This window comes from Roseivirga thermotolerans, assembly GCF_014653175.1.
GTDB lineage: Bacteria > Bacteroidota > Bacteroidia > Cytophagales > Cyclobacteriaceae > Roseivirga > Roseivirga thermotolerans.
The window spans coordinates 585,526-605,662 of record NZ_BNAG01000001.1; the positions used below are offsets into that span (position 1 = coordinate 585,526).

Annotated in this window: 19 protein-coding genes; 12 read left to right on the forward strand and 7 right to left on the reverse strand. The window is 43.2% G+C overall.

Annotated elements, in window-relative coordinates:
* Positions 1-48: 48 nt before the first annotated feature.
* Genes IE164_RS02655 through IE164_RS02680 form a run of 6 tightly spaced genes read left to right on the forward strand, consistent with a single transcriptional unit; the run spans position 49 to position 6,091 of the window.
* Complete coding sequence (locus tag IE164_RS02655) at positions 49-1,077, forward strand: rod shape-determining protein (protein ID WP_189628630.1); 1,029 nt, start codon at positions 49-51, stop codon at positions 1,075-1,077.
* 9 nt (positions 1,078-1,086) lie between these two features.
* Positions 1,087-1,941 (forward strand): rod shape-determining protein MreC, encoded by an 855-nt coding sequence (gene mreC, locus IE164_RS02660; RefSeq protein WP_189628631.1) that lies wholly within the window; start codon positions 1,087-1,089, stop codon positions 1,939-1,941.
* On the forward strand, positions 1,934-2,446 hold the full coding sequence (locus IE164_RS02665) for a Rod shape-determining protein MreD (RefSeq protein ID WP_189628632.1): 513 nt from the start codon (positions 1,934-1,936) through the stop codon (positions 2,444-2,446). The genes mreC and IE164_RS02665 overlap by 8 nt, the downstream gene beginning before the upstream one ends.
* Positions 2,447-2,449: 3 nt before the next feature.
* Complete coding sequence (gene mrdA / locus IE164_RS02670) at positions 2,450-4,288, forward strand: penicillin-binding protein 2 (protein WP_189628633.1); 1,839 nt, start codon at positions 2,450-2,452, stop codon at positions 4,286-4,288.
* Positions 4,285-5,559 (forward strand): rod shape-determining protein RodA, encoded by a 1,275-nt coding sequence (rodA, locus tag IE164_RS02675; RefSeq protein ID WP_189628634.1) that lies wholly within the window; start codon positions 4,285-4,287, stop codon positions 5,557-5,559. The genes mrdA and rodA overlap by 4 nt, the downstream gene beginning before the upstream one ends.
* 4 nt (positions 5,560-5,563) lie before the next feature.
* The gene (locus tag IE164_RS02680) at positions 5,564-6,091 is read left to right on the forward strand and encodes a hypothetical protein (RefSeq protein WP_189628635.1); all 528 of its coding nucleotides are present in this window, start codon (positions 5,564-5,566) and stop codon (positions 6,089-6,091) included.
* Here the strand turns inward: IE164_RS02680 and IE164_RS02685 are convergent.
* From IE164_RS02685 to IE164_RS02695, 3 genes are all read right to left on the reverse strand, one after another.
* Positions 6,072-6,335, reverse strand: coding sequence for a cysteine peptidase family C39 domain-containing protein (locus IE164_RS02685; RefSeq protein WP_189628636.1), 264 nt, complete (start codon positions 6,333-6,335; stop codon positions 6,072-6,074). The two genes, IE164_RS02680 and IE164_RS02685, sit on opposite strands and share 20 nt — an antisense overlap.
* The gene (locus IE164_RS02690) at positions 6,332-7,849 is read right to left on the reverse strand and encodes a TlpA family protein disulfide reductase (RefSeq protein WP_189628637.1); all 1,518 of its coding nucleotides are present in this window, start codon (positions 7,847-7,849) and stop codon (positions 6,332-6,334) included. The genes IE164_RS02685 and IE164_RS02690 overlap by 4 nt, the downstream gene beginning before the upstream one ends.
* Positions 7,850-8,270: 421 nt before the next feature.
* A complete protein-coding gene (locus IE164_RS02695; protein ID WP_189628638.1) occupies positions 8,271-9,278 on the reverse strand; it encodes a DUF8457 domain-containing protein in 1,008 nt (335 codons plus the stop codon).
* 34 nt (positions 9,279-9,312) lie between these two features.
* On the opposite strand from IE164_RS02695, the gene IE164_RS02700 reads away from it, so the two are divergent.
* The 6 genes from IE164_RS02700 to chrA are packed head-to-tail and all read left to right on the forward strand — an operon-like array spanning position 9,313 to position 15,372.
* Positions 9,313-9,636 (forward strand): 2Fe-2S iron-sulfur cluster-binding protein, encoded by a 324-nt coding sequence (locus IE164_RS02700; RefSeq protein WP_189628639.1) that lies wholly within the window; start codon positions 9,313-9,315, stop codon positions 9,634-9,636.
* A 1-nt stretch (position 9,637) separates the two neighbouring features.
* Positions 9,638-10,240, forward strand: coding sequence for a thymidine kinase (locus tag IE164_RS02705; RefSeq protein ID WP_189628640.1), 603 nt, complete (start codon positions 9,638-9,640; stop codon positions 10,238-10,240).
* A complete protein-coding gene (gene porZ / locus IE164_RS02710; protein WP_189628641.1) occupies positions 10,237-12,474 on the forward strand; it encodes a type IX secretion system anionic LPS delivery protein PorZ in 2,238 nt (745 codons plus the stop codon). The genes IE164_RS02705 and porZ overlap by 4 nt, the downstream gene beginning before the upstream one ends.
* Positions 12,474-13,166, forward strand: a complete 693-nt coding sequence (gene recO, locus IE164_RS02715; protein WP_189628642.1) for a DNA repair protein RecO — start codon at positions 12,474-12,476, stop codon at positions 13,164-13,166. The genes porZ and recO overlap by 1 nt, the downstream gene beginning before the upstream one ends.
* 43 nt (positions 13,167-13,209) lie before the next feature.
* Positions 13,210-14,184, forward strand: a complete 975-nt coding sequence (locus tag IE164_RS02720) for an isopenicillin N synthase family dioxygenase (protein ID WP_189628643.1) — start codon at positions 13,210-13,212, stop codon at positions 14,182-14,184.
* Between the two features lie 6 nt (positions 14,185-14,190).
* Complete coding sequence (gene chrA / locus IE164_RS02725; protein WP_189628644.1) at positions 14,191-15,372, forward strand: chromate efflux transporter; 1,182 nt, start codon at positions 14,191-14,193, stop codon at positions 15,370-15,372.
* Between the two features lie 5 nt (positions 15,373-15,377).
* On the opposite strand, the gene IE164_RS02730 is transcribed toward chrA, so the two are convergent.
* The 4 genes from IE164_RS02730 to IE164_RS02745 all read right to left on the reverse strand — a co-directional run bounded on the left by IE164_RS02730 (position 15,378) and on the right by IE164_RS02745 (position 20,137).
* On the reverse strand, positions 15,378-16,268 hold the full coding sequence (locus IE164_RS02730) for a S66 peptidase family protein (RefSeq protein ID WP_189628645.1): 891 nt from the start codon (positions 16,266-16,268) through the stop codon (positions 15,378-15,380).
* 68 nt (positions 16,269-16,336) lie between these two features.
* On the reverse strand, positions 16,337-16,912 hold the full coding sequence (locus IE164_RS02735) for an OmpH/Skp family outer membrane protein (RefSeq protein WP_189628646.1): 576 nt from the start codon (positions 16,910-16,912) through the stop codon (positions 16,337-16,339).
* Positions 16,913-16,930: 18 nt separating this feature from the next.
* A complete protein-coding gene (locus IE164_RS02740) occupies positions 16,931-17,473 on the reverse strand; it encodes an OmpH/Skp family outer membrane protein (protein WP_189628647.1) in 543 nt (180 codons plus the stop codon).
* A 3-nt stretch (positions 17,474-17,476) separates the two neighbouring features.
* Complete coding sequence (locus tag IE164_RS02745; RefSeq protein ID WP_189628648.1) at positions 17,477-20,137, reverse strand: BamA/OMP85 family outer membrane protein; 2,661 nt, start codon at positions 20,135-20,137, stop codon at positions 17,477-17,479.

The window sequence follows — 20,137 nt, forward strand, 5'->3', positions numbered from 1 at the left end:
AATCATTACATTAGTCCAATTATTTAAACAAGAAGGAGACCAACTCAAATGGGTTTTTTCGATTTTCTAACCAGCGATATTGCCATAGACCTTGGAACAGCCAATACGCTTATTATTCACAGGGACAAGATAGTGGTAGACGAACCGTCTATCATTGCCATAGATAAGAACACCAATAAAGTTTTGGCCATTGGCAAAGAGGCCATGAACATGCACGAAAAGACGCATGAAAACATCAAGACCATCAGGCCTCTGAAAGACGGTGTGATTGCGGATTTCGAGGCAGCCGAAATGATGATCAAAGGGATGATCAAAATGATCGACCTGAAGAAAAGAAGCTTTATGCCTTCTTCTCACCGAATGGTCATTTGTATTCCTTCAGGCATTACCGAAGTAGAAAAACGTGCGGTTAGAGACTCTGCCGAACACGCCAACGCCAAAGAGGTATACATGATTTATGAACCTATTGCTGCGGCCATTGGTACAGGTATTAAAATAGATGAGCCGGTAGGCTCTATGATTGTTGATATCGGGGGAGGTACTACAGAGATTGCCGTTATCGCATTGAGCGGTATAGTGTGCGACCAGTCTATCCGTGTAGCGGGCGATACTTTTACCAAAGACATTTTGGACTACATGAGAAGGCAACACAACCTTCTTATTGGTGAGCGCAGTGCCGAAAAAGTAAAAATAGCTATAGGCTCTGCCCTAACCGAACTGGAAGATGCCCCAGAAGATTACGAGATCAGAGGTCGTGACTTGATGACGGGAATTCCGAAGGTAATTAAGATTTCCTACTCAGAAATTGCTTTCGCTCTGGATAAGTCCGTTTCAAAAATTGAAGAAGCAGTGCTCAAAGCTTTGGAGATTTCACCACCAGAACTCTCTGCCGACATTTACGACAGAGGTATCTATCTGACAGGTGGTGGTGCCATGCTGAAAGGGCTTGACAAGCGTTTAGCTTTGAAAACCAAGCTACCAATACACATTGCAGACGATCCGCTTAGAGCTGTAGTTCGTGGAACAGGCGAAGCCCTGAAAAACATCAATTCATACAGAGCAGTGTTAATGACATAATCTGAATGAATGGGTCAGCTACTTTCATTCCTATATCGGTTTAGGGCATTCTTTACATTTTTGCTCCTTGAGTTAATATGTATATGGCTAATTGTTCGGCATAACGATTACCAGCGAAGTAGCTTCAACAGCCTGATGTCGGCCACAGTAGGCACCATCAATGAGTCTACCGGCAACATTTCCGAATACTTTAGTCTAAAAAAAACAAACCAGCAGTTGGCTGAAGAAAACGCCCGACTGAGGTCCTTGCTGCTCTCTTTAGAGCCGCTGCCCACAGATTCGTTGGCGGGTAATCTCATACCGGTCGATTCAGCCGATACTACCGCTCTTTCTTTTGAGTTGATTACTGCCGAAATTATTCGAAACGATATTCGCAGTACTAAAAACTTCTTTATGATTAATAAAGGAGCCAAAGATGGCATTGAAGAGGGTATGGGAGTAATCAACTCACTGGGAGTAGTGGGTAAAATACGAGGAGTGAGCAAGGAGTTTTCAGAGGGTATTTCGTTACTCAACATTAAAAACCCAACCTCAGTAAAACACCAACCTTCAGGAAGAATGGGCACCGTGCTTTGGGAAGGGGTAAACCCTAAAACTGCCCGACTGCTCTACCTAACCCCCGATGTACCCGTAGAACCGGGCGACACCATTGTAACCTCCGGCTACAATGCCATTTTCCCAAAAGAAATTATGGTAGGTACGGTTAGAAGCAGTGAGCCTGATAAGAATAATACGTACCTGAATATTGAAATAGACCTAAGTGTAGACTTTGGTAGCCTTTCGTTTGTTTACATTATTAAAAACCATAAAAAGCCCGAACAGGATTCGCTCATAAACTTAAATCCCGAAATCATCAATGAGTAAGCACATTGTTCTACTTACGGTATCGTTTATACTGCTTATGCTGGTGCAAATACTGGTGTTCCGAAACTTTGTGCTCTTTCAGATTGGGTTTGCTTTTGTCTATCTCCTTTTCCTGCTTAGCTTACCCATGGAGGTGGGTTTTACGGCCGGTATGATATTGGGGCTCATTAGTGCCCTCATTCTTGACTTGTTCTACCAGTCGTTGGGTATTCATGCTTCGGCAGCAGTATTTATCATGTTTGTGCGTCCTACATGGCTAAAGGCCGTACTCCCTCGTGGAGGGTATGAACCAAACGACATGACCACCATTGGCACTTACGGATTACAGTGGTTTTTGGGCTATGCCACACCCTTAGTGCTGGTTTATTGCCTGGTAGTGTTTTTTGTAGAAGCCGGTACCGCACAATTGTTTTGGCATACCGTAACAAAAGCTCTGGTTTCTACGGTTATAACATTGGTATTTGTGGTATTTGCGCAGTATCTTTTTTATCCAAAAACCAATTAACCCATGCTCGAAAATAGAAGACTGGTTATTCAGGGTCTGTTTATTTTTGTAGGCTTGATTTTCCTCATCAAGCTCTTTGCTCTTCAGGTGGTAGATAAAACATACCAACTCAAAGCCGATCGCAATATTATTCATACCATAACCGAATACCCCTTCCGGGGGCTCATGTATGATCGTGAAAAAAGACTCATTGTTTATAATGAGCCTATTTATGATTTAATGGTGGTTCCGCGCGACCTTTACATTGGAGACACCGCAGAGTTTTGCCAACTCTTTGACATTACCGAAGAACAATTTCGTACTAACCTGCAGAAGGCCAAAGAATACTCCGGAGTTAAACCCTCTGCCCTACTCAAAAAAATACCGCACGAAAAATATGCCCAGATACAGGACCATATGTACAAGTACTCGGGGCTATATGTAAACCCCAGAACTGTAAGAAGATATACCAAGCCTATTTTGGCCACACAAGTAGGTTACATTGGAGAAGTGAGTCAGCGAGACCTGGACAGAGACACCACCAACTATTACAAGTCTGGCGACTACAAAGGGCTTACCGGCCTGGAACAGTACTATGAAAAGGCCTTACGAGGAGAAAGAGGAGAAAGCCGTAAGCTGGTGAATGTAAACGGTATAGAAAAAGGAAGCTACAAAAACGGTGAGCTGGACATCCCTTCCGTACCGGGCAAAAACCTCATCACCACCATCCATCTGGAACTTCAGAGCTATGCCGAAAAGCTAATGGCAGGTAAGCGTGGTAGTTTAGTAGCTATTGAACCCTCTACAGGAGAAATTCTTGCTATGGTTTCGGTGCCATCGTACGACCCCAATCAGCTGTCTGGCAAGAATTTTGGCAAGTACTTCGAGCAAATTAAAAATGACACAACAGGCCCTCTGCTCAACAGGGCTATTCAGGCCAAATACCCTCCGGGCTCCATATTTAAAACTGTGCAAGCACTGATTGCTCTCGATGAGGGAGTGATTAAACCTAATGAACCCATAATTGTTGACAGACTGCGACTGGGAGACCATGCACCGCTAGGCCCATACGATGTGGCTCGCGGTATAGAGTTCTCTTCTAACAACTACTTTTGGGAAGTAATGAGGCGAACTGTGAACCAGAACGTATCGAGCAGTAAGTTTACAGATACACACATAGGGCTGGACAAGTGGGCAGAAGCAGTAAGACGATTTGGCTTTGGCAGCCCTTTGGGGCTAGATATTCCTGGTGAAATTGGTGGTACAGTACCTGATGCTGAATTTTATCACAAAAAGTACCCTCGCGAAAAGGGAAGCTGGGCCTATAGCACCATCTACTCTCTTTCAATTGGGCAGGGAGAGCTGGAGGTAACTCCTCTTCAGGTGGCCAATCTGGCTGCCATAATTGCCAACCGTGGATATTATGTTACGCCCCATTTGGTGAAAGCTTATGAAGAAAATGGAGAAATCACAGAACTGGAATATGAGAAACACTATACCGGGCGTGGCGATGAGTACTACCCCGCCATTGTTGAGGGCATGGTTCGGGCTGTAAAGAAAACAGCCGGGCGGGCTGTAATCCCCGATATACCAATTGCCGGAAAGACTGGAACAGCCGAAAATGGGGTGAAGAATGAATCGCTTGATCACTCTGTATTTATGGCTTTTGCCCCTGCTGATAACCCCAAAATTGCCATTGCAGTATACACAGAAAATGCCGGATGGGGTGGAGGCGCCTCGGCAGTAACCGCCAGCCTGGTTATTGAAAAATACCTGCGAGGTTACATTAAAGAAACCTGGGCCAAGAGAGAAGATTATATCCTTAACAAAAAATACCTCATAGGCTTACAACAAGAGAATTGAGAAGAGAAGGCGGACTTTTTGGCGATTTAGACTGGCTGGTGGTCTTTCTTTACTTCACCCTGGTTGCACTGGGCTGGACAAACATATATGCCTCTGTATATGACCCGGTACAAGACCAGAACATTTTCGATCTGAGTCTGGAATCGGGCAAGCAGCTCCTTTGGATAGGTACATCAGTAATACTGATTGTTGTCATCTTGCTTCTCGATTTCCGTATTTATGAGTCGTTTGCTCCTATTCTTTACGTGTTCATGATCTTGCTCCTGGCCGGGGTTTTGGTTTTTGGTCGCGAGGTAAATGGAGCAAAGGCATGGTTCGAGATAGGTTCGTTTCGGTTGCAGCCTGCAGAGTTTACTAAACTGGCCACGGCTCTTTTTATGGGCCGATACATTGCCACAACCAATGTAAAACTCACCGACTTTAGTACCCAGGTGAAGGCTCTCCTTATGATTCTCATTCCCATAGGCCTCATACAGCTTCAGCCTGACACCGGTTCGGCTATGGTGTTCGCTGCACTGCTCATTCCACTATACAGAGAAGGTTTTCCTGCCATATATCTTATTCTGGGCATCTCTGCAGCCGTACTCTTTATTTTAACCCTTTTGGTTCCTCAGCCATATATTTTCATTGGTATAGGTTCGCTCACTCTCTTACTCATCCTTTTTCAGGAAAAAAGCCGTAAGAGAATACTGTCGACCATTGCCCTAATGCTGGTCATCAGCTCATTTGTTTTTGGAATAGACTATTTTCTCAATAACCTAATTAAGCCCTATCAGAGGAGCAGAATAGAAGCCATTTTTCGGCCCGAACTGGTGAACCCAAAGGCTGAAGGCTGGAACCTGGAGCAATCTAAAATTGCTATTGGTTCAGGCGGCTTTTCCGGTAAGGGTTTTTTAGAAGGCACCCAAACAAAATTTGGCTATGTACCCGAACAAAGCACCGACTTTATTTTTAGTACCCTGGCCGAAGAACATGGCTGGTTGGGCTGCGCTGTACTTATTTTCTTGTTCATAGCCTTGGTTATGCGCTTGGTTTTTATAGCCGAACGACAAAAGTCTAAATTTGCCCGGTTCTATGGCTATGCCGTTGCTGGTATTATATTCTTTCACTTTACCATCAACATTGCCATGACCATTGGTCTGTTTCCCGTTGTTGGAATCCCTCTGCCATTTATAAGTTATGGTGGGTCATCCCTATGGTCGTTTACCATTATGCTCTTTGTGCTGCTCAAAATAGATATGCACAGAGCACAGGTGCTTTCAAGACATTAGGGGAATGACAACATCCAAAGGACAAAAGTTATCTGAATTTGAAATTGAAAAGATTTTAGGGAAACCTATAAAGCCCGACATCAAGTCCAGAAAAGCATTGGGTAGCACATCTTTCTTTTTGAAGAAATTCGAGAGCCACACCAAAAAGAGTTCTCTTAAAGAAAACCATAAGTGTGCCTTCCAAAAATATGAGCAGGGCCTATTGGCACGTGTATTTCACTCTGGCAATGTAGAAAACCTCATCTTCAGATTTGATAGCGTTTCACAAGTACTATTAATCAAAGGAAAGGAGATCATTGATCCCAAATGGTATTCACCAATGGCTTGGCTTCTGAAACTAGGTGTTCCTTTAAGACTAGCACGCTACTTTACTGTAAATTCAACAGATTACTCTATTAATGAGATGACACTGATCATTAAATCTGAAGATCACCTATTGGAGATGACAACCAACGGGTGGTTTTATGAAGGTCAAAGAAGATTTTTTGAACCTCTCTTTTCCAAGGAGGTCTTTAAAGAGATTCATCTCTAGCTTGTAAGCTTCCCCAAAGTTTGTCTGGTTGAAAATAGAGTTTTACCCCAATTGTCCTAAAGCCAATGGCTTCTGCGGCATCACTTAGGCCCATCATGCTACTGCCCTCTCTTGTGGTTTCACACAGGTCACGGAGCCTTTGAATTGGGATTGTTTTTTTGTGGTGCTTGGCTACTATTTTAAGACATGTAGGGCCACAGTCCTTTTGATCTTTTTGTTTATAAATAGGAAAGTTCAAATTCAATTCTTAAGGTAACTATTAATCGTTTTATCCAATAAGTCTCCCTCCGGTCCGGGTGCATTCGGTTCAATTACTTTGCCTTGACTATCAAGAATGATATACCTAGGAATAAAGTCTATCCCTAAGTCCTTTATCAATTGTTGCTCCTCCGGGTTAATCAATAAATAGCTATGCTTGTATGTTTCCAAGCCATGACTTAAAGAAGCTGTCCTCCATTTTTGCTGGTCTCTATCCATCGATAGGTAAATGAACTGAACACCTTTGTCTTCGAAAAGAGCTCGTTTTTCTTCAGAGTATGGCATGGCTTTTCTACATGGGGCACACCAGCTTGCCCAAAAGTCTAAATAGAAGAGTGTTGAATCTCTAGCTTCTTGAATCAAATCAGATAAGCTAAACGTGGTACCTGCATTGGACATTAACACCAAATCAACAGTGGCATTCATCTGTTTATCGTAAGCCAATAGGAATCTGCTCTCGAAAGATTCTACAAATGCAGAGTCCTTATGTTCTTTCAAAAATTTTGAGAGGTAGCCCCTTACATTCAAATTCCCTTCTTCGTAAGAAACCATTTGTTCAAGGCAAATTTCACGGGCATATTTTAACAATTCACCCTCCAAGTAATTTGGCATTAGATCATAAGCCTTTTTGTAATTGACATAAGATTTATTTCCCGATCTAAGCTGTTCACCTTTTAGGACAAATTGATTTATTAAGAAGCTCAAATAATCGCGGGCAAATGGACTTTCTTTAAATAGACCTGTTTGGTAAAGATTTGAATCGAACATTTTGTCATAAATCTCAGGTCTATTAAACTGACTGGCAAGATACCTCAGTCTTAATTGTGCCTCATGTCTGTTAATTTCATACTTCAAACTTTGGATAGCTTCTAATTCGGGATCATGTATTTCTTCCAAAGTTGTAGGTGTGGCCTCCAATTCATAAATCAGGTTTTGAACTAATTTGTCATAAATTTCAGGATAACTCTCCAGAAGTGGTTTATTTACAGATACTCCAAATCTTTTGACAACGCTTAAGCCATGATCGACACCCTTAAAGGCTAAACTAGAGTCTACAGATATAAATAAGTTAAACAGTGAATCAGTCTCCAATAAACCCTGGCTTCTTTCTTCAATAATCTTTTGTGCATTCAATCTGTCCGTAGATTTGACTTTCAACTCAGAAGAATCCAAATCTATCCTTAGTGTGTCTCCATTCGAAATGAACTTAGTTTGTCGATAGTCAACTAATGAGTGAACAATGGCTCTTGTAGGTTGATTCAGTTTTAAAGAAATAGTATCGATACTTTCATAAGTTACGATCCAATTATCCGATTGATGCGCTACAGAATCTAACAGCTCAATCGAAATAGGAGACTCCGTTGAATTATTGACAATAACTATGGCTTGATTTGGTGACTCTACCAAATCAATTTCCGGAAGGTTCTTGTTCGGCTTTTTGTCACATCCTGTAAAAAATATCAGGAGAAGTAGGGGCAGAAGAAAAGCTTTCTTATTCATGTGTGTCTATGACACATCATTATAACTATTTTTTTAGTAGAAAGCTAAGCTAGTCCTCCAAAAGCAGAACATTGATCTGTATGCACCGCAACTTCCTCGGTGGATTCAGATGAACCACTTTCTTCAGTGGCCCTTTTAAGGAGACACTGAGGGAGATAGAATGTGTAGAAACCCTCCAAAAGTTGATATCCACCATTACTCGAAGGTCCATAGGCTCATTTTAACCTTTGTAAGTAAACTTTTGGAGGGGTGTTACACCGCGAAAGTCCCTATTCGATTTCTTTGCGTTTTATTTGATTAATCGAACCGAAGTTTATACTAAGGAGTAAGATGAATTCCGTTCAAACAATCCATGTCCTCTTCAGAAGACCCTGAGGATGGTTTACACCATTAACTGATTTCTAGTCAACTGATAACTGTCTTACGCAAACCTTCGCTCCAGCACGCCCATAAAAGCCTCCACTTCTTCGCTGTCCATATCCCAGCCATCATTAAAAGTATTGGCTATATTTAGCGCTTCCTGAAGGCTTTCTGCTTCATCGATAGCTGCAAAGGCCTGTTTCATTCGACTATTATCCCCATGAAAGAGGTTGTTCTGAAACATAAATTTCTCATTCAAAGTAAGGCTGGCCTCAATTGATTTATTCACCTTTCTCTGCAGCTTTTCCGCAAGAGTCTGGCTTTTATTACCTTTTTCAAATCTGTCGTTGAGCGTTGTCGCTGCTTTTTCTTCCTTCTTTTCAACGGCAAGCTCTTCCGCCACAACTTTGGAGGCTACATTAGCGGGAACTTCCGGCTCAGTAGGTTTTTCTGGCTTGGGTTCTTCTTTTTCATCAAACAGATTGTGTAGCAAATGACCAGCATTGAGCTTTTCCAGAAAAGCAGGTGCATTTACCTCTTCCTTATTCGATTGATTGAGCCCATCGTAGATCTGCAAAACACTGGCTTTTGTATCAAAATCACCCATCTGATCCACCAGCTTTTTAAAGAGTTCCCGGTTGTTCTTTATGTATTTAAACTGTCGTTTAAAATCCTGAGGTTTAGCCAATCGCTCCAGCACCGTTTCTAAAAACACCCTGGGTTCAAACACTATGAGCACGGTATCGGCAATTGCCTGATTAAGTATGGGTTCTAAATGCTTTCTATCAATACTGATGTGATTGGAAAGCACATTCATAAAATCCTTTAAGGCCGCCTGTACTTTCTCGTGCTTAAAATCGAAATACGGGCTTTCCAAGCGCTCTACCTCTTTGCGCCACTGATTAAAAAGCGATCGGATGATGAAAGAGTTGACTTGTCTTGAATTGGTGAGAGAAATCAACTGCTCTCCATCTATTTTTGTATAATTTTGAAAAGTTTTATCGCAGATAGATTCGCCAATTTTCTGGCTCACTGTTAGTACTTCTGACTGTTTTAGTTGATAAAGCATGTACGGCAGTTTTTCAAAGTTAAATTAAATCATAATGCCCAAAATCCTGATCCGAAATCTGAATAATAAACTGATTGATGTTCCCACTAGTAACGATTCAATCCTCAAAATTATTCATGACCATCAGATTGATTGGATGTTTGCTTGTGGTGCCAAAGGGAGGTGCACATCTTGCCGTATGGTCATTCATTCAGGCCAGGAGCACTTTTCTGCTCCTAATGAGGCCGAGCAAAAGTTGATAGATTTGGGTAGATTAAAAGAAAACGAGCGCTTGGCCTGTCAAAACACCCTAAATGGCGATATTGAGGTGAGTGTAGCTGAACAGAATAAGTTTCCACATTTAACCTATACGGACTGATATGTTTCTTGAGCCACAGACCAATATTTCCGGAGAGCATACCACGGGAAGCATAGAGGTAATATGCGGCTGTATGTTTTCAGGCAAAACGGAAGAACTAATCCGCAGGCTTAGAAGAGCCACCATTGCCCGCCAGAAAGTGGAAATTTTCAAACCGGCACTGGATACTCGTTACGATGAGCAAGATGTGGTTTCGCACAACAAAACAGCCATTCGCTCTACCCCCGTACAGTTTGCTTCAGACATTTTGCTGCTGGCTGGCGACAGCGATGTAATTGGTATTGACGAAGCTCAATTTTTTGACAAAGACATTGTAGATGTCTGCCGTAAACTAGCCAATGGAGGCAAAAGAGTAATTGTTGCAGGCCTTGACATGGACGCCAACGGGCAGCCTTTTGGACCTATGCCCTATCTCTTGGCTATTGCCGAGTTTGTAACTAAACTGCACGCCATTTGTGCTGTGAGCGGGTCTTTGGCTTCTTTCTCCTTTAAGCTTACCGATAGCGACAAAACTGTTGAACTGGGAGAAAAAGATATTTATCAGGCCCGAAACCGTAAATACTTCTACCAGGGACAAAAAGAAAAGCAGCACAAGAAAAAGTGAAAAGACTGGCTTTACTTATGGGTGCCTTTTGGCTGATAAGTCAGGTAATTTCTCTGGCTCAGAGTGCTATTCCTGTACTCGGTTGGCAAACACACTTTAGCTATACGCATGTAAAGCAAGTAGTGGTGGGATCAGAGGCCATTTTTGTGGCTACTGAACAGGCTATTTTTAGTATTGACAGGGAAGAGTTGAGCCTGACCAAGCTTAACAAACTAACCGGCTTATCCGATGTAGGCATAGGTGCCATTGGCCTGCTCTCCGATGAAAAAACATTGGTGATTGGCTATAAGAACGGCAACATCGATCTGGTAGGCCCGTCCTCTGTCCGTAATATTAATACGGTAAAAAACTTCCAGACCACCCTTTCTAAAAAATACCATTCCATAAAAGCCCACAATGGCAATATTTACCTGGCCGGAGATTTGGGTATTATAGTGTACAACCTAAGCCGGAATGAAATTAGCGAAGCCTATCAGAACCTGGGGCAAAACGGAAGCCCTCTGGCCATCTACGATCTGCATTTCGATAATGATAGTATATATGCCGCTACGGCCGATGGTCTGCTTTCGGCCAGCCTTGACAACGGTACCAACCGGCAAGACTTTAACAACTGGAAGAGGGCGCTCACAGGAATAGGTTTCGAAACCATTGCCGAGACCAATGATGGGCTTTTTGCCGGTAGTGAAACCGATTTGTTTCAGAAAACATCGGCTGGTTGGCAGTTTACAGAAAATTTCCCCTCCACCATTGTGCGCCTGGAAGGCACGAATGAAGAATTATGGATTACCACTCATGATCGAGTATATCAGCTCAATGGATCACAGCTTACCCAATCGGTGGCCGTTTCAGCATCGTCAGGCCGAGTAAATTATTCTGCGCAGAACCCGCCCTTTATCTGGCTGGCTACTTCCCAAAAAGGACTTTTGAGGGCTATTCCTTCCCAGTCAGATTTTGAACAGTTTATGCCGGCCGGGCCAATGGGCGATACTCTGCACAACGGTCAGTTTAACCAAGGAAAAATCGCTTTCAATAGCAGCTCTTTCAACAACTGGGTTTCCGGCCAAGGCTTCATAGGTGAGTTCGATGTCGAAACCAACCTTTGGGCCAATTATTCATTCATATGGAACAATGAACCAATCCAAAACATAGTAGATGTAGAAAGAATTGGCGAAACCTCATACGTGGTTTCGTTTGAACACGGGCTGCTAGAATGGACCGGAGTAAATGATGTTTCGCAACCGGGAACGAGTGCCCAGGCACCTCAGCCCAATGCCCAAAATGAATACAGAGCAACCGCGGTAACTTCAGACAACAACGGACTTTTATGGCTGACACTGCATGATCGAAGCCCCTCGCTCTTCTCATTCAACCCTTCTACCAATACCTGGCAAAGCTATACTCCGCCCCACGATTTGGCGCGTTATGCCATTGATGTTTTTGTGGGACCAACCGGACTCAAATGGCTTACCATAGACCCTGATTTTGGTGGAGGAATCGTAGTATACGATGATGAATCGGGGCGTTCCAGACATTTAAATCTCAACGGAGGGCAAGGCGGCTTGCCCAGCAATGAGATTACATCGATTCATTCAGATAATGACTTGTTTGTTTGGGTCACCACCAGTCAGGGCATGGCCTTCTTCACCAATCCGGGTGCTGTGTTAAACAATCAATCGCTTACGGCTTCAATACCGATATATCAAAACCGTCTGTTGCTTCGCAATGAGTACATTACCGATATGGTAGTTGACCCGGCCAACAGAAAGTGGTTTGCCACCAGAAGTAATGGTCTCTGGCTATTCTCCGAATCGGGCGATGAGCTGATCTATCATTTCACTATCAACAATAGTCCACTGCCTTCCAACCACATTGTTTCTCTGGCATTGGCGCCACAAACGGGCGAGTTGTTTATTGCCACTCCTTTGGGTATGGTTTCTTTTAGAAGTGACGCCACATTAGGTACCGATAGGCATGAAGATGTAGTGGCATACCCTAATCCTGTTAAGCCCGGGTTTGAAGGTTCAGTAGTAATAGAAGGTTTGGTGAATAATGCTTTTCTGAAAATTACAGATGTATCAGGAAAGCTGGTAAAAAACTTACAGGCCAATGGCAGTACAGCCATTTGGGATGTACGAGATGTAAACGGCACCAGGGTAAAAACCGGGGTCTATCTGGTGTTTAGTACCAATGAACTTGGAACAGAAACCTATGTAACTAAAATAGTGGTTATCTAATGCTATACCACACCAAAGGGCTTGTGCTGGGCACAATTAAGTACAGCGAAACCTCCATTATCGCGCGTATTTTTACGCAAAACTACGGGATGCAGTCCTACATAGTGAATGGCGTAAGGAGCCAAAAGGCCCGGGGCAAAACGGCCCTCTACCAACCGCTTTCTTTGCTCGACCTGGTGGTGTACCATAAACCCGGCAAAGACATTCAGCGCATTTCTGAGGCCCGCTTCTCTCTCAGCTATCAGCAATTGCCTTTCCATCCTACCAAAAGGGCAATAGGCATGTTTCTGACAGAAGTATTTGGTAAAGTGCTACGAAACGAATCGCCTAATGAAGAACTCTTTCTTTTTTTGGAACAGTCGCTAATACTATTCGACAACCAATCTGAATACCTCAACAATTTTCATTTGCAATTACTTCTTAAAGCCAGTGCATTTATGGGCTTTGGCCCCGCCAACGGAGCCGACCTTATTGACCAACTGGCTGAGGCCGGATATCATTTTAATTTAGTAACAGATGAGCTCGCTCTGCTCGACCAGCTCATGCATGAAAAAATGGGAACCCATATTGGTTTGAGTAATGCCTTGAGGCGCGATTTGCTCGACCATATTATTAAGTTTTACCAGGTTCATACAGATAGTCTGAAGGAAATAAAGTCGATAGACGTGTTGAAAACGATAATGAGTAGCTGAAATCGACACTTTATGTTTAATTTACAAGTCAAATATTATTCTCATGAGCTCAATTCTATATGATGAAGTGCCATCGCTAGACCTTGCACATTTTACTAATGGAAGCCCGGAACAAAAAGAGGCTTTCGTTCAAGATCTGGGAGCAGCCTATAACAACATTGGTTTCGTAGCCATTAAAAACCATGGCTTAACCAATGAAATGACCGAAAAACTCTATGCGGCCATTCAAAAGTTTTTTGCTCTGCCCGATGAAGTGAAGCAGAAATATGAAGTACCGGAACTAGCGGGCCAGAGAGGCTATATTGGCAAAGGAAAAGAACATGCGAAAGGCCGAAGCACTGGAGACCTGAAGGAGTTCTACCACATTGGTCAGGAGGTAACCGATGGTGACCCTATAAAAAATGAGTATCCGGACAATATATGGCCTGAAGAAGTGCCTGAAATGGAAGCCATTGGTAAGGAAGTGTACAAAACTTTGGAAAATGCCGGGGTAAAAATGCTTCAGGCTATTGCTCTTTATCTGGGTTTGGACGAACACTATTTTGACCAAAAAGTGCACAACGGAAATAGTATTTTAAGACCTATCCACTACTTCCCAATTGAAAATCCGGATGCGGTTCCGGCCGATGCAGTTCGTGCCGCTGAGCATGGCGACATTAACCTGATTACATTATTGATGGGAGCAAGTGCTGATGGTCTGCAAGTGCTCAGGAATGATGGTAAATGGATCCCTATTACTGCCCTACCAGACCAACTGGTAGTAAATGTTGGCGATATGCTTTCCAGACATACCAACAACAAGCTTAAGTCTACCATTCACAGAGTGGTTAACCCTCCGAAAGACAAAATGGGTACATCGCGGTACTCCATACCTTTCTTTATGCACCCAAGGTCTGAAATGGATCTTACTTGCCTGGAGAGCTGTATAGATGATGCACACCCTAAGTTGTATGACGATATTACTGCGGGCGAGTTCCTAGAGCAACGTTTGGCCGAGATTGGCCTTCGAAAAAAATAAGAGGAAGTGCCAGCGGTAAAACGCATTCGATACTTCATCTTTCTAAAAGATGTATTCATTTTGGCCATTAGCGCATTTGGTGGCCCACAGGCACATTTAGCCATGCTTCTTAAAATAATGGTTAAGAAGCGTGGCTATGTTTCTGAAGAAGAACTCATGGAGCTATATGCTCTCTGTCAGATATTACCAGGGCCTACCTCCACACAAACCATAACGGCTATTGGGTTTAGAATTGGTGGTGCCAACCTTGCCTACCTTACCTTGCTGGTTTGGATGTTACCTGCAGTAGCTATAATGACTACGGCAGCCATTTTAGTAGACAGGTATCAAACCAAGAACTTTAGCCTGGAATTTACCCGGTTTATACAACCTATGGCCGTTGGTTTCATAAGTTATGGAGCCTACGTTATTGCCTCAAAAATGGTGACGACCAAAACTGCCGGGGCTCTAATGGCACTCTCCGCTATAGTCACCTACTTTATTTCCAAACCTGCCGCCCTGCCAATTGTGTTGGTTTTTGCCGGTACGCTCACCGCCTTTAAGTATAAAAAACAAGAAATAGAAGTTAAGGAAAAGGTGAGAATAAAATGGGGCAACTTTACCCTTTGGGGTTTGGTACTCATTGCTGCCGCTTTGTTGGGTGCGTTCACTCAAGACCGTATAGTCCTACTGTTCGAAAATTTCTATCGAAACGGAAGTCTCATTTTTGGAGGTGGGCAGGTACTTATTCCATTTCTTAACAAGGAATTCGTAGAATTTAAAGGCTACCTGAGTTCAGAAGAGTTTCTTTCCGGGCTGGCCATGGTACAGGCGGTTCCCGGCCCTACTTTTTCGGTGAGTTCGTTTGTGGGGGCTCTCTCCGTTCGCGATCTCGGCATCGGAGGACAAATACTAGGTGGCTTTATAGCCGCCTGCGGCATATTTCTACCGGGTACTTTTCTCATTTTCTTTGTCATCCGCTTTTGGGACAGCCTCAAAAAATATAGAGTTGTGCGAGCATCGTTAGAAGGTATTCATGCTGCTAGTGCGGGCATGGTTGCTGCAGCAGCCTTCTTGCTGTTCGAGCCTATAGATAACTCGGTAATGAACGTTTCGGTAGTTATTGGAACCTTCCTTCTGCTCACCTATACAAAGGTGCCTCCTCCATTAATCATTCTGGCAGGATTACTGGCCGGTTTTCTAATATAAGCGTCCTATTTATAGTCCAGATATAGAATGCCTGACTCAACCGTCATTTGGACGGGAGCATTCATAAGTAGGGATATGTTTCTGTTTTCGTGTCCTCCGGGAAAACCAAAGGCCTTGGGTATGTTCAGGTTGTAGAAATATGAAGCGATGAGTGCATAGCAGTCTCTACTGAAATAACCTGCCGGATCGTTAATGTGGCTAAAGTCTCCTACAATAAGTCCGGCCAGTCGATCTAACTTACCCGTTCGCTTTAGTTTATTGAGCATACGGTCTACGGCATATAAGCTTTCTCCTACTTCTTCCAAAAATAGAATCTTTCCATCACAAACCATTTCATTGGCGGCCCCTATAGACTCATAAATAAGACTTAGGTTCCCTCCGGTAATGGCTGCCATGCACTTGCCTTCCGCTGAATGCCTCATAGGGTTCAGCTCAATGGCAAACTGCTGTTCCCCAAAAAGCAGATTTTTAAGGGCTACATCAGAAGCATCGTCTTGCCCAAGGGTGTAGGCCATGGGGCCGTGAACAGCCGCTATACCCAACGAAGCCATTTGCAACTGAAAACCGGTTAAGTCACTAAAACCAATTGTCCATTTCGGGTTCTGAGAAAAAGAGCTATAGTCTGCCTGATCTAAGATTCTTGTGGTTCCATACCCCCCTCTGGCAAAGCAAATAGCTTTAACATCAGGATTGTCCATAGCCCATTGTAAATCGGCCAGGCGATTGGCATCGCTCGCTGCAAAATACTCATCTGGGTCATTAAGAAACTGCCCTTTGCATACATCAAGGCCCCAGGAGGCTAATATTCCAAGCCCCGGTTCAATAGGCCTCTCTAGTCTCTTAGCTGTAGCTACAATGGCTATTTTGTCGCCTGGTTTTAAAGGGGCAGGTTTCATAGAATTGAAGGTAAAAAAAAGAGGCTGTCTTCTAAAAAACAGCCTCCATTATCATTTAAAATTTTATTCTAGTTATTTCCGGTAGGAGCCGCATTGCCACTTGGCTCTTCTTTTGGCATTGGCACACCTAATTTCTTAAACACCAACTCTGTGATGTTTAGAGACTCGTCAGCAGCCAAAACAATACCTGCCGAATTGGCTGCAACCCTTGAGTTTAAAATAAGAGCGAACCCGTTTTCTTTTCGAACAGCCTCAATGGCGTCCTGCACTTTTGCATATACAGGGTTCATTTTCTCAGCCTGCTTCATAGCAAAAGCCTGATCGGCCTGAGCTCTGAATTTTTGCAGTTGCTCCTGAAGGTTTATGAGTTCATTCTCCCTCTCTTGCAATACTACCTGATTGGCATTAGGCTGCTGAGCCATTTGCTGTAATTGAGCATATTTGGTTTGAATATCTTTCTGCTTAGCATCAATTTGGGCTCCCAACTGAGCTTCGTAGGTTTCTAATTCTGAAGAAATAGTTTCCATCTCAGGCATGTTGAATACTATATATTCAAGGAAGGTATATCCAATCTTAAATTCCTGAGCCTTTGCAACTGCCGCTACTGACAGAAAAGCAATCATCACTATTAGTTTACGCATCATAATCCTTATTTAATTTCTTTAATTTCTCTTTTTCTGTGCTCCCAGTTCTTCCAGTATAAATTCAGTATAGTCATGAACCGGGTTGCTGTAAATTATACCCACATCGGCTGCCTTATCAAAGATATAGTCCAGTCCGTGTTTTTTTCCAATCACCTCTACGGCCAGGTTCAGCCGGGTACGCAAAGGTGTTAGCAGTTCGTCTACCTTTTTGTAGTAGAGGCCATCAAATCCAAAAAGCTCTGTATTTTTTTGAAGCGCTTCCTGGCTTTTAGCTTCTATGGCCTTTTTTCGCTCTTCAATCATAGCCGGAGTGAGCAATACTTCATTGGCTCTTAGCTCGGCTCTCATCTTTTCGAGCTCATCGTACAAACTTCGTACCTCTTTGTCGTAAGTCTTTGCCAGAGCCTCCAGCTCCTTTTGTTTTTCTGCGTATTCAGGAAGCTGACTAAGAACGTATTCTGAATCGAAATGGCCAATTTTCTGCCCAAATCCGTTGCCTTGAGCCAGCGCAAAATTAGAGATTAATGTCAATAATGCTAGGGTGGAGAAAATTTTGTGCATGGGTTACCTAATTTGTTGTCCGATAGTAAAATGCACCTGCGACCCACCCAAAACGGCTGGCGATAGTGAATTGTCCTGATCGAAGCCATAGGCCCAGTCGATACCCAAAAGTCCGAAGGCCGGCAAGAATACTCTTGCACCAAATCCGGCAGATCGGAACAAGTCTCTTGGCGAGTATTCGCTAAAATCGATCCAGGTATTTCCGGCTTCTCCAAATGCCAAAAGGTAAATGGTAGAAGTTGGTGCCTTAGATACCGGGTATCTCAGTTCGGCCGTAAACTTGTTGTAGACAATACCTCCCCTAAAACCGGTTACAGGGTCAACAGGGTCTATTGAGTTATCCTCATACCCTCTTAACGCTATAATGTCCTGTCCAATTATAAAGTTGTTTGCCCCATTTAATCCATTACCCCCTAGGAAGAACCTTTCGAATGGTCCGGAGTCTGTTCTTTTGGAGTATGTGCCAATAAAGCCAAGATGAGCTCGGGCATTGATCACAAACTTTGGCCCGACAGGTATGAACATAGACCAATCGAACATCCACTTGTGGTATTCTACAAATTTATAGCGTCTACTTTCATCCGCCCCATCTACGTACCGGTCGGAATCGGGGTTAAGGATGGACCATGGGGGGGTGGCATTAATGGCCAGGGTAAATTGAGATCCATACGATGGGAAGGTGGGCTGGTCTATATTACCTCTTGAAATAACCGTATTAAAGGTTAAACTGTTGGATTGACCGCTTGAAAACCCGAGTGTATTCCCAAAGTTAGAAACCTCGTAGAACTGATACCTTATGCTATTTTGTATTTGAAAATAATCATCGGGCCACCTAAGTCTTCTTCCCAACCCTACCGAGAAACCTGAAGCTTTTAAGAAACCGTCAGTCTCATTGGTTCTAAAGTTGATGTTTCTATTAACTGTTCGGTTAAAGCTAATGGTGAAGTTGTTGGGTTTTCTTCCTCCCAACCATGGTTCAGAAAATACCAGACTGTAGTTTCTAAATCTTCGGCCATTGGACTGCAACTGAAGGGATAGTTTCTGCCCGTCTCCACTCGGATACGGCCTCCACTTGCTCCAGTCGTTTATGTTTTTTACTGAGAAGTTGTTGAGCGATAGCCCTACAGTACCTACAAAGCCAAACGGCCCTCCGAAACCTCCCGAAAGCTGAATTTGATCGGACGACTTCTCTACCAAATTAAAGACAATATCTACCGTACCATCCTGAATGTTGGGAATGGGTTGGGGATTAATTTGCTCCGGATCGAAATAGCCTAATTGACCCAGCTCTCTAATGGTTCTGATAAGTTCTCTACGGCTATACTTCTGCCCTGGTAGAGTTCTGATTTCTCTCAACACCACGTGGTCAGAGGTACGGTCGTTGCCTTTTAGTATAATGCGCTTAATTGTGGCTTGTTCTCCTTCGTACATACGCATCTCAAGGTCGATCGAATCGTTTTCTGCTCTTACCTCAACTACTTCTAACCTAAAGAACAAGTAGCCATCGTCTTGATAAAGAGAGAGTATATCATCACCACTATCGCTATCAAACTGGGTCCGTTTTTCAATCCGCTCTTTGTTGTAAACGTCTCCCTTCTTGATTCCCAATTTTTCAGTAAGAAATTCATCGGTATACTTAAAGTTGCCCACCCAGTCTATGTTCCGGATGTAGTACTTATTTCCTTCGTCTACCTTAATACGGAGGTCTATGTACTCATCGTTCAGGACAGTTACCTCATCTTCAATTACTTCTGCGTCTCTATAGCCTTTTGAATTGTAGAAGTTGATGAGCGACATTTTATCTTCCTTAAAGTCGGCCTCAATGAATTTGGAGCCCTTTAGAAAATTGAGCTTTACGTTTTCATTAATAAACTGCTTAAAGTCTTTGTTAGTCACTGTTTCGGTGCTGTCAACAAAGTTGCCAATGGTTTTTGGCGAGGTGTTGAACACTTGTTCGAAGAATCGGTTGATGAGCCAAAAACGGGGCTTTTCTTTCGTGTTTTTTAAAGCTTTTTTAAGGCGAGAGTCCTCAAAATCAGTGTTTCCTTCAAACTCTATTTTATTTATTTTGACTTTGCTTTTTCGGTCTACTACAAAGTTCAACTCAATACCATCATTCACTATGGAATCTAGTCTTTGCTCTGTTTTAACGGTGGCGTTGAGGTAGCCTTTTTCAACAAAGTATTTCTTTATAACCAGTTCTGAATTTTTGATGAGAGGGGCACTGGCTACTTTTCCATTTACATCGAGCTGGTCCTTCAGTTCAGACTTTTGTCCGGCACCAACACCCTCAATACTGAAACGCAGAATACGTGGGCGCTCTACAATTCTTACTTCTATGTAGGCCCTGTCTCCTTCTGTTTTGGTGAGCCAAAACTGCACATCGGCAATAATGCCTTGAGTCCAAAGTTTTTTGATGGCATCTGAAACCTGACGCCCCGGAATGGTAATCCGATCTCCCACTTTAATACCGGCAAACGAAACCAACGCTCTTTCGTCAAGCACATTGAGTCCGGTAAACTTTATTTCTGCTACTTCAAAAACCTTAGGGTTGGAATAGTCGATTTGTACACCTTCGCCAGCATTGACTCCATACCTTACCTGAGACAATGCACTGGACATGGCCAGAATCAGGAAGCTGGTAGCCACCAATATTTTTCTCAT